The organism is Deltaproteobacteria bacterium (assembly GCA_016210045.1).
Classification (GTDB): Bacteria; UBA10199; UBA10199.
This window is the reverse complement of the sequence record JACQUX010000017.1, coordinates 139469-148753: the sequence shown is the minus strand read 5'-3', so window position 1 is coordinate 148753 and position 9285 is coordinate 139469. Positions and strand designations below refer to the sequence as shown.

Annotated in this window: 11 protein-coding genes and 1 tRNA gene; 7 read left to right on the top strand and 5 right to left on the bottom strand. The window is 59.1% G+C overall.

Annotated features, from left to right (window positions below; genetic code table 11):
* Positions 1-49 precede the first annotated feature (49 nt).
* From HY696_05350 to HY696_05340, 3 genes are all read right to left on the bottom strand, one after another.
* Positions 50-122: transfer RNA gene (locus tag HY696_05350), tRNA-Phe, on the bottom strand.
* A 325-nt stretch (positions 123-447) separates the two neighbouring features.
* Entirely contained in the window at positions 448-756 is a 309-nt protein-coding gene (locus tag HY696_05345) for a hypothetical protein (protein ID MBI4237828.1), read from the bottom strand.
* Positions 743-1171 (bottom strand): hypothetical protein, encoded by a 429-nt coding sequence (locus HY696_05340; protein MBI4237827.1) that lies wholly within the window; start codon positions 1169-1171, stop codon positions 743-745. Before HY696_05340 ends, HY696_05345 begins: the two co-directional genes overlap by 14 nt.
* A 266-nt stretch (positions 1172-1437) precedes the next feature.
* On the opposite strand from HY696_05340, the gene HY696_05335 reads away from it, so the two are divergent.
* The 7 genes from HY696_05335 (at position 1438) to HY696_05305 (ending at position 6779) form a co-directional block, all read left to right on the top strand.
* Positions 1438-2040, top strand: coding sequence for an RlmE family RNA methyltransferase (locus HY696_05335; protein MBI4237826.1), 603 nt, complete (start codon positions 1438-1440; stop codon positions 2038-2040).
* A 244-nt stretch (positions 2041-2284) separates the two neighbouring features.
* Positions 2285-3289 (top strand): flippase-like domain-containing protein, encoded by a 1005-nt coding sequence (locus HY696_05330; protein MBI4237825.1) that lies wholly within the window; start codon positions 2285-2287, stop codon positions 3287-3289.
* 85 nt (positions 3290-3374) lie between these two features.
* Positions 3375-3977 carry a hypothetical protein gene (locus HY696_05325; protein ID MBI4237824.1) on the top strand — a complete coding sequence of 201 codons (603 nt, stop codon included), beginning with the start codon at positions 3375-3377 and terminating at the stop codon, positions 3975-3977.
* Entirely contained in the window at positions 3974-4666 is a 693-nt protein-coding gene (locus HY696_05320; GenBank protein MBI4237823.1) for a hypothetical protein, read from the top strand. The genes HY696_05325 and HY696_05320 overlap by 4 nt, the downstream gene beginning before the upstream one ends.
* Positions 4648-5043 (top strand): hypothetical protein, encoded by a 396-nt coding sequence (locus HY696_05315; GenBank protein ID MBI4237822.1) that lies wholly within the window; start codon positions 4648-4650, stop codon positions 5041-5043. The genes HY696_05320 and HY696_05315 overlap by 19 nt, the downstream gene beginning before the upstream one ends.
* Positions 4997-6082 (top strand): phosphotransferase, encoded by a 1086-nt coding sequence (locus tag HY696_05310; GenBank protein ID MBI4237821.1) that lies wholly within the window; start codon positions 4997-4999, stop codon positions 6080-6082. Before HY696_05315 ends, HY696_05310 begins: the two co-directional genes overlap by 47 nt.
* The gene (locus HY696_05305; protein ID MBI4237820.1) at positions 6060-6779 is read left to right on the top strand and encodes a nucleotidyltransferase family protein; all 720 of its coding nucleotides are present in this window, start codon (positions 6060-6062) and stop codon (positions 6777-6779) included. The genes HY696_05310 and HY696_05305 overlap by 23 nt, the downstream gene beginning before the upstream one ends.
* Here HY696_05305 and HY696_05300 read toward each other — a convergent pair.
* The gene (locus HY696_05300) at positions 6769-7698 is read right to left on the bottom strand and encodes a hypothetical protein (GenBank protein ID MBI4237819.1); all 930 of its coding nucleotides are present in this window, start codon (positions 7696-7698) and stop codon (positions 6769-6771) included. The two genes, HY696_05305 and HY696_05300, sit on opposite strands and share 11 nt — an antisense overlap.
* A 15-nt stretch (positions 7699-7713) precedes the next feature.
* Entirely contained in the window at positions 7714-9276 is a 1563-nt protein-coding gene (locus HY696_05295) for a hypothetical protein (GenBank protein MBI4237818.1), read from the bottom strand.
* Positions 9277-9285: the final 9 nt, after the last annotated feature.

Genomic DNA, 9285 nt, shown 5'->3' with positions numbered 1-9285 from the left:
TCTCTGCCCAAAAAAAAGGCATCACCCGGCTGGGTTTATCCATTTTTTGTGGGCAGGGCCGGAATTGAACCGCCGACACGAGGATTTTCAGTCCTCTGCTCTACCGACTGAGCTACCTGCCCGCACAACGGCGCACTCATTCGCGTATGTCGGGAGAAAATGCAAGCCCTTCGTGGGGAGCTTGGATAGAGCGCAGTTTCCGGTCGATCGGGGGTCATGAGCCCTCCGCCTACCGAACCCCACCGGGTCCGGGACGACTGCCTCGCGCCTCCCCAGAAACAATTCTGGGGGAGCACCTTTCGGAGCTCCCCCAGAGCGTGTCTCCTAATTATGTTATCGGCAGAACACGGAAAAAGTTGCCTGAATAAACCTGACTTCTATATTTTCCCCTCGCCCCGACGGGGAGAGGGTGGCGCGTAGCGCCGGGTGAGGGCCTAACAAATCCTCTTAGGCAAGATCAATTCGTTCCGTCATCTTCAGAATCGCCGTGGCAGCACTTTCCTCAATAAAATCAGAGAACCGTGAGTCGTCGATGCGCTCCCAAAAGGTCTCGTCATCCATCCCTTCGAGGTCAAAATCGACCGAACGGAAGGCCACATTGCCATTGGCCTCGCGAATGACTTGGTTGATGAAGAGGTTCTGATCCCGCTCCATCCCCTTCCGAAACTCCGGGTGACAATACAGTGGGCAGTCTTTATCGATCAACGTTTCAATAATATTGATAAAATCTTCACGGGTGTAATTAAGCGCTGGCATGGTCGCCCCCTTCTTCGACCGTCCGATATCGGCCGGCCGCATCCATATACGCCTGACTGAAGGCACTCGTCGCAATTGCACGTAACGTGCGGACGGCTTCCGCTGGGGACCGTTCCGCTAACGCGACGATATCGTCTCCACTCAATTTCCGAACCGACGGCCGGGCGGCGAATCGACTGGCGTGAAGGCCACTGAAGCGACTCGCTGCAACCTGCGGTGCACTCCCGGCGACATATTGGGTCTTTGCAACCGGTCGGGCATTCGGTTGATTGGCGACTGGCGTCGACGCCGTCTTCTGGACCTGACGGACTTGATTCCCCGAAGCGGCGACTTTCTTCCCCGCAGTCCGTAACAGCGCCTCATCGGGAGCTGTTGCTGAAAGCACTGTTTTCACTCTTGTTTTATCAATCGCCATCGCCGACTCCTTTTGTTGTGTAGCCCGTTGGGATTCCTTAAGTGCAAGCCGTTTGCCAGAACCCAACGGAGACAGGCATACAAACGCCACTGCCTCATTCCCAGTATCGGCACAGCCAGAGCAGAAGTTGCGTCGAGAGAGGAATATTGTTGCAGATGGGGGGCGTCGGGGGGAGCGAGGCACCCCCCGACTATTAGCGAGGATCTGGCTTTGCCAGTCCGAGCGAATCGTTGCGTATCGACAAAAAAAACCTTAGAAGGCCGCCGATGGCACAGTACGACCGCAAGGATCATTTTTATCGCCAGGCCAAGGTCGCCGGCCTCGCCAGTCGCGCAACATTTAAATTAGATGAGTTATCTCAGAAGTTTCGGTTGCTCCGACCTGGAATGCGGGTCCTGGACCTCGGCTGTGCCCCGGGGGGATGGTTGCAGACAATTGCCCGAGCGGTCGGTCCTTCCGGACGGGTAGTCGGCGTGGATTTGGAACCGATCATGATTACGCTCCCCTCAACGGTCGTCACGCTGCAGGCCGATATCGAAGCGCTGACGGAGAATCCGGCACCACTCATTGAGGCGTTGGGGGGACCCGCGGACATTGTCCTTTCCGATTTGGCACCTCATACGACGGGGGTCAAATTCAGTGATGCCTACCATTCATACGCGCTGGCATCCGCGGCGTGGACGATCGCGCAGGCAGTGCTCCGACCCGAAGGAAATTTTGCGGTCAAGATCTTTGAAGGTCCGGACGTCGCCCAGCTGCGGAAAGTGTTGGCCAATGCCTTTCAGCGGGCTACGAACCATATCCCCGCCGCGACCCGCACCGGATCACGGGAGCAATACTTAGTCGGCCTGGGATATCAGAAAAAGTGAGGGCCGGTCCGCTTTGCAGCGAACCGGCCCTATGTTGGGAGAAGGAGTGGGGGATTAAGACGATGGAGGCTACTGCCTTCTCCCATGCCCCCATCGAGTCAGTGTACCGTTTTCATTGACAGAGGATCCCTTCCCGTTTAGCTCCCCAGCTTCCATTATTAGTATCGGCGGACGGAAAAAAAAGTTGCGTACTTTTTTTCACAATCGTTGGGGCAGCCTGCTCAAACAGATCCTTCCTTGGGGGGTGGCGAGCGCTATCCTCTGGTGGTTATTCCATTTATACCCCATCGACCAAGTCGTCCGCGCCGTCCGCTTAGTACAACCGGTGGGGTTCGTCGCACTGGCGCTCGGATATTTTCTGGCCAATTGGATGGTCGACTGTGCCGGAACGGCGTCGATTTTGACGCGCCTCATCGCCCCTATTTCGTGGCGCGCGCTGCTGGTCCCCCGAGCGGCCACGTACCTCTTAGCGCTCATTAACTATGGAGCAGGCCAAGCCGCGTTGGCGTTGGCCGTCCAGCGACGCCGGCGTGCCCCGCTGGAAGACTTATTGAGTACGTTTTTTCTCATTACTGCGGCCGATCTTTTTTGGATCATTTCGCTGGCATATGTCGGGACGTTTTTTGGCGAGCATCGTGTCTTAGGATTCGATCTCACACCGTCGATCCGTCTCGTCGCCGCCGTGACCTATTTGCTAACCGCCGCCCACCTCACGTATTGGCTGGTCCTGCGTCCGGGGACACACGGACAGTCCCGCTTCATGCGGCGACTCGGGTTTCTCCACACCAAGCGCATTTTTGCCATTTTTGCGCGGGCTCGTTTGCGCGACTATCTGCAAGTGATCATGGTCCGGTCGGCCATCCCCTGTACGGCCGTATTGGTGATTTATGCGCTGGTCCATCTCTTCGGCGCACACATCCCGTTTGCGGCCATCCTCGGAAACGTGCCCATCGCTTTTTTGATTGGCGTCATCCCGATCAGCTGGGGCGGCGTCGGGACTTCCAATAAGGCGCTCGTGGACCTCCTAGTGCCGCACCTACAGATAGCACCAGATCTCGCGGCCGGGGTCTCCGGTCCCGAGCTCCTCTTTGCCATGAGTCTGCTCTGGATGCTCGGCAACTATGGACTGAAGGCATGCGTCGGGCTCCTCGCCTGGCGGCGGTTTCGTACCGAGACCGCACATTCTTACGCGACGCACGCGGTGGACAACTCCAGCTGTGCCGCCGTATCTCAGGCCCGCTCGCAGTAACCCCTTGAGCTCTCCCGAAAAAAGCCGTATCATTGTATTAGTACAGTTTGTTGCTGGCAGAATAACGGCAACCAAGTGACATACGATGATTCAGTGTCGTCCCAACCTCACGGAGTATTTCCGCGAGATGCTACAGCGGGCCGCAACGCACCTCCGGGTCGGGCTGGCCGAGGCCTCCGAGTTCTACATCGTTAACCTCTTAAATGAATGCCGCAAAACGGAGCATTTGTTTGCCCGCGAAGAGGATCGTCTCGACGATACGCCATTGGCCGTGTTGTTGGAGCGGGCCATTCACAGCGAAAACCTGGCGGAACGAATCCGGCAATTTAAACGGCTCGGGGACATGTCGTTGTTCATCGCCGGATACTTTCCGCAGCGCGCGCAACGGCGACTCGTCGATCTCGACTATTATATCCGCATGGGCGGCGGGGCCTATTTGAGCCTCGCCAGCTGTTTTACCGGAGGCGACACCTTCAAAGAAATCTACGGGGAGTTAGGGGAAAAATTTGCGGTATGCGTGGATCTGTTGGCGGAAGTGCGGCGTCAGGGCAGCAGCGCCGATGGGGCATCCAACAAGGACCTTCTGGCCCTCTATGAGCGCTGGCTGGAGACCGGCAGTGCGCATTTAGAGCGGCTGCTGCAGCGGGAAGGACTCCCGACCGAATCCCGCTTTACGGTCAAACAATGATCCTCCAATCAATCACGGACGATTTAGCACGGCTCTATCAAATGGATGCCGCGCCACCCGTCGCCCCATGGCTGGTGAGCCGCGCGCGGTATCGACGATATTGCACGCGGTTTGCACATCTGGATCCTCAGCGAGCAGAAATGTTGTTGCTCGTGCCGCAATCAGAGGGGATCGACGTCGGACTCTATATCGCTCCGGAAGTAACTCGTCGGTTACAGCAAACAGATCCTCGAACACAGTTGGATCAGCACAATCTCGCCGCCGCATGCGTCGCCATTGAAGGGATCAGCCATTTTCTTTGTGTCTGGTGGAAATGGTCTCACGAACTCCCCTGTTCGTTGCTGGAATTGGAGTTACAGGCCGAGATCGACAAGTACTTGCTCTGTCGACATTGGCTCCGCGCCCAAGGGAATCCGGGCAACGACTTACTGGGATCGCTCTTCGAGCATTACGCTTTGGCCGGTGGAATGGACGCAGAAGCAGCGGAGCGCTACCATCGCGCGAACGCGTTAGCGCACCACTTTTGCCACACGTTGGCAGCGTGTCGCACGCAAGAGCCAGCCGTGCAGCGCGCCCGCGCCTTTTATCGGCTAACGCATTGGCAAAAACTGCGGTGGCTGGTGGCTAGTGACTCATTGCATTCCATTGATCGCTCCGGTATGGGCCGCGCATGCGGCGGCTTGGGGTAATACTAGCACTCACATTCGGGCTCTGCGGTGGCGGATGCGGAGATGGGGAACAGCCGACATTTGCATTCGATGAAGCGGTACCATTGCAGCTCGAACCGTACATTGCGCGGATCACGCCGACGGTCGCGCGCGCGGGCGATACGGTCACGATCATCGGGTTTGGATATTCCGCAATTCCCAATGACAACGTCGTCGTGATGGATGATGTCGCCGTGGCAGCCGATACGTATGGGGTCGCAGCGGCGCCGGCGGGAACAGAATTGGAGCAGCTGACCTTTCAGGTGCCGAGCACACTAACGGTCGGTTCGCATGTGATCGGAGTGATTGTGTATGACAACATCAGCAACACCGAACAGACCCTCACCGTCACGCCTTGAAGCGGAGACGCCAGAAACGCTACGAGCGCGCTTTGCAGCGTGGCGCGCAGCGCAGCGGTTGCCGGCGGTGCGCGATTTCACCAAGTTGATGGGCGATGCGTCGGCGCGTCAGTACTTTCGCGCCGCGCTCGACGACGGTACGACGCAGATTCTGATGGTAATGCCGGCAGGAGCGGCCAGCGCATCGGAAGAGATCACGAATTTTCGCGGGACGCTGGCGGAACCTCCGTTCCTCGAAATTGCGCGCGTGTTAGCATCGTGTGGACTGGCGGTACCGCGGATCCTGCATGTGCATTTGCCGGAACGGTGGATCGTGCTGGAAGACCTCGGCGATCGATTGCTGGCAACGGCCGTAACGGCCGATGGAGGCCGGGATCGCGCGGCGTGGTACCGGCGCGCCATCGACGTACTAGTGCGGTTACAACAACGCATGACGGGACGGGATCCAACCGCGTGCGTGGCCTTCCAACGCACGTTCGACGCAGCATTGCTCCATTGGGAGTTTGACCATTTTTGGGAGTTTGCATTAGTGGCACGAGGCATCATGCCGCCCGCATCGGTGCGCCAACTGTTTGCCGACTGCACGCACGACATGGTTCAGACGATTGCGACGATGCCGCACGGCTTCACGCATCGCGATTTTCAGAGTCGCAACTTAATGCTGCGGGGCGACGAGATCGTAATGATCGATTTTCAAGATGCGCTCGTCGGGCCCTATATTTACGACCTCGTGGCGTTGTTGCGCGATTCGTACATCGCGTTGGCGGCGGAGGAAGTCGACACACTCGTAGCCTACTACGCACAGGCAACCGATCGCGCAGTCCCAACAACACGACACGATTTCGATCTGGTGACGGTACAACGCAAAATGAAAGATGCAGGACGGTTCGTGTATATCGACCAAGTGAAAGGGAATCCCAATTTTCTTCCGTTCATTCCGACGTCGCTGCAATACGTCCGCGCGGCGCTACTGCGATTGCCCGAATATGCACAGTTTCTGGAGGCGCTGACCCCGTATGTCCCAGAATGGCGGACTTAACATCACGCGTGCGATGGTCTTGGCAGCGGGGCTCGGCACGCGATTGCGCCCGCTGACGGATCGCGTACCGAAGCCGCTGCTGCCGGTCGGCGATAAACCGTTGCTGGATCGGGCGTTGGCGCAACTGGCGGCCGGTGGCGTGCGCGACGTGATGATCAATTTGCATTATCTGCCTGAAGCGATTCGCTCCCATGTCGGCGACGGATCGGCGTTTGGACTGCGTGCCCATTTTTCGCTGGAGCCGCAAATTTTAGGCACCGGCGGCGGCGTACGACAGGTACTGGAATTTTTTCGCGGCGAGCCGTTCGTGTTGATGAATGCCGATACGTTGATCCAACTGGATTTGGCGGATCTGATCGCCACCCATCGCGCGACTCCGGGGGCTGCGGCAACATTGGTCGTCCGCGCGTTGGAACCGGGTGAGCATTACACCGCGCTGGCCTGCGATGGCCAAGGACGGCTGCGCGCGTTCGGGCACGGCGCGCATCATTACACCGGCGTCATGGTCGGCACGGCCACGTTGCTGCAACAACTCCCATCACAACGTCCGGCCTGCCTGGTCGCCGACGGACTGAAACCGTTGCTGGCAGCGAACACGGTCATCCAGACGTATTGGTATCGTGGTTATTGGAACGACGTCGGCACACCCGAACGATACGCCGCCGCGCAAGTCTGGGCGGCGACCGCTACTCCCTAATCATCGTGAGTGCCGGGCCGCAGCGGAGATGCAACCGATCCACGGCCGGATAGAATTCACCGTCGATCATGTACGGAGCGGGTTTGGCGAGTTGGATCTCGACCTGTTGCGCAATATCGTCGAGCGCGTGTTCGGAGCGGATCGGTTTACCACCCCAAATGGTCGCGAAGCTGTGCAGGATCTGGCGCGGCAGCATGGATGTGGCGAGCAAGTGGAAGTGCCCGGCACGTTCGCGCGCGCGGGGAAACGGTTTGAAGCCGAAGCCGAACGGTTCGACGGTGCCGGCATTAATGACGGTGTAATTTTTGAACGGCCATATTTTCCCGTCGACGGTGACGGTGGCGTCGTAGCGCCGGGCCAACTTCAGAAAATACGGGCTGTTCAGGATGGCGGAACCGATGGAATGCGCCATCAGCCACGCGACAGTCGGGCCGCCGCCTTCGCCAAGGCGAATATATTCGCCGATGAAGTTGACGGCTAAGCCATTGCCGAACAGGAAACCGTATTTACCGTTCACATCCAGACAATGTACCGGCGTGGTCACGAACGGCGCGCCTTCATGATATTTGAGGATCAGACGGGAGAGCACCGACTCCGGCGTGCCGCGCACGCCCACCGCCCCAGCGACGTTGTTGACCGTTCCGCCACGCAGCAATGCGATCATCGGCAAAGGCCGCGCACCATAAACTTGAATGAACGTGGAAATGGTGTGGTGGACGGTGCCATCGCCGCCGCTGATACCGAGGATTTCCACTTCGCGTGCAGCGAATTCGCCGGCGACTTGTTCGAGATCGAAGACATCCTGCGTGGCATGACAGGACCCCTTGTCGCCGACGATGAACGCGAGACGCTTCAATCGCCCGGGATTGCGGCGATTACTGCGGGAATGCGGATTCATCACGACGCCGATACCGGGCATAAGAATATCGTCTGACTACGCCGCGCCGCTTTCCAGATCCGCTTCGTCGTGCGAGCGTGCGTTGGCCTTCAACAACCACTCTTCCAACGGATTCCAGTAATACTTATGTTTTTGCAGCACGCCGTCGAGTCCGACACCGCTATCGGGGATGGCAAAAAGTCCCGGAGCCGGTTCGTCGCCGCCGAGTTTGAGCAGATCGCGTCGTTGGAGCTGTTGCAACGTCTTTTGCATTTTCTCCAGGATGGTGTGGGCGCGCCGATGGATCTTGCCGTTCGGGATATACGTCAATTCTTCGGCCACATCGCCGCCGTGGCGCCAAATCGCGTCGATGTGTTCGCGCGCGGCGTGCAATCGCTGTTGCTCCACTTTCTTCGCGGTAAGAGTGTCGACGATCGCGCCATCGAGACCGCACAACACGGCGAGCGTCGCATGCAAGCCGCATGGATCGGGCGTCGTGGCGGCACAGGCCATGAACAGAGGGGCTTGGGGAAAAAGTTCGCGTTCGACTTGAAGGTGCGCCAGTTCATGCGCCACGCGATCGCTGCGCGCACCCTCGCCCTCTTTCAAGACCGGCGCGAGCCGCGCGACGATGCCTTCGAACGGCACGCCGGCCATTGTGGCCAACGCCTCGATCAGCATATGTCCGAGCACCAACTCGTGTCCGTACGCGTAGCCATCCGCAACGGCGCGCCAGCCGTCACCGGCGACGAGCAGCCCGATTCCAGACTTGCCGCAGATCCGGTAGAGAAATTGTTGATCGACTAATGCCCGTTTGAAATGCAGTCCGTGACAACGCGCTGCGGTCAGGAGATCGAATTCCACGCCAGTGAGTTCGGTCGCAACACTGGCCGTGACCGCTTCGAGCGTAGCCGCTCCACAACCACCGAGCACGAACGCAAACGGGGCCTTCTGGCGCCGCTCGGCGTGCATCTCGACGGCATGGGCACATTTTTTCACGACATCGAGCACTGCGTAGTGATTGCGCCAGCCGCGCGGCTTGGCGGTCAGTCCGGCGATCTTGGTCGCAAACGGCGGATGCAGCACGGCGCCCGTCGCTTGGCCGCTTGCCAATTCGGCGACTAAGCGGACGTCTGCGGCGCCGTCGCCACTCGCGACGGTCAACCACGATTCGACGGCCGTAGTGCGGCGGCGTGGGTTGGTGGTGCCAACGCGGCGCCGCGCGGCCTGTTCGCACGTGTGCTGAAACGGTTGCAGCGCGGCCTTGGTGACTTGGCGGATTTCGGCGTGCGGCAACCGCGTTTGCCGCGAATCCGGGCAGCCGTCGCGGACCAGCTGATGCGCCGCCTTCGCGACGTCGCACTGTTTGGTCGCCATCACGGCGCCCAGCCAATAGGCCGCGCCTTCGCGGAGCCGTTCTTTGCCGATTTTTTCGACGACCGCCGCGGCCAACGTCTGGCCTTGGTGATCGCCGGTCACGCCGAGCGAGCGCAACGTGGCGACTTCGACCGATTCGCTGGTGTGCCGATCGACGTACCGATGAATATGTTTGGCGAGTTCCCGGGCCCCCTTGCGACATTGATCGACTTGATCCCGGTCCAACATCAGACGAAATTGCATGCGTTATCC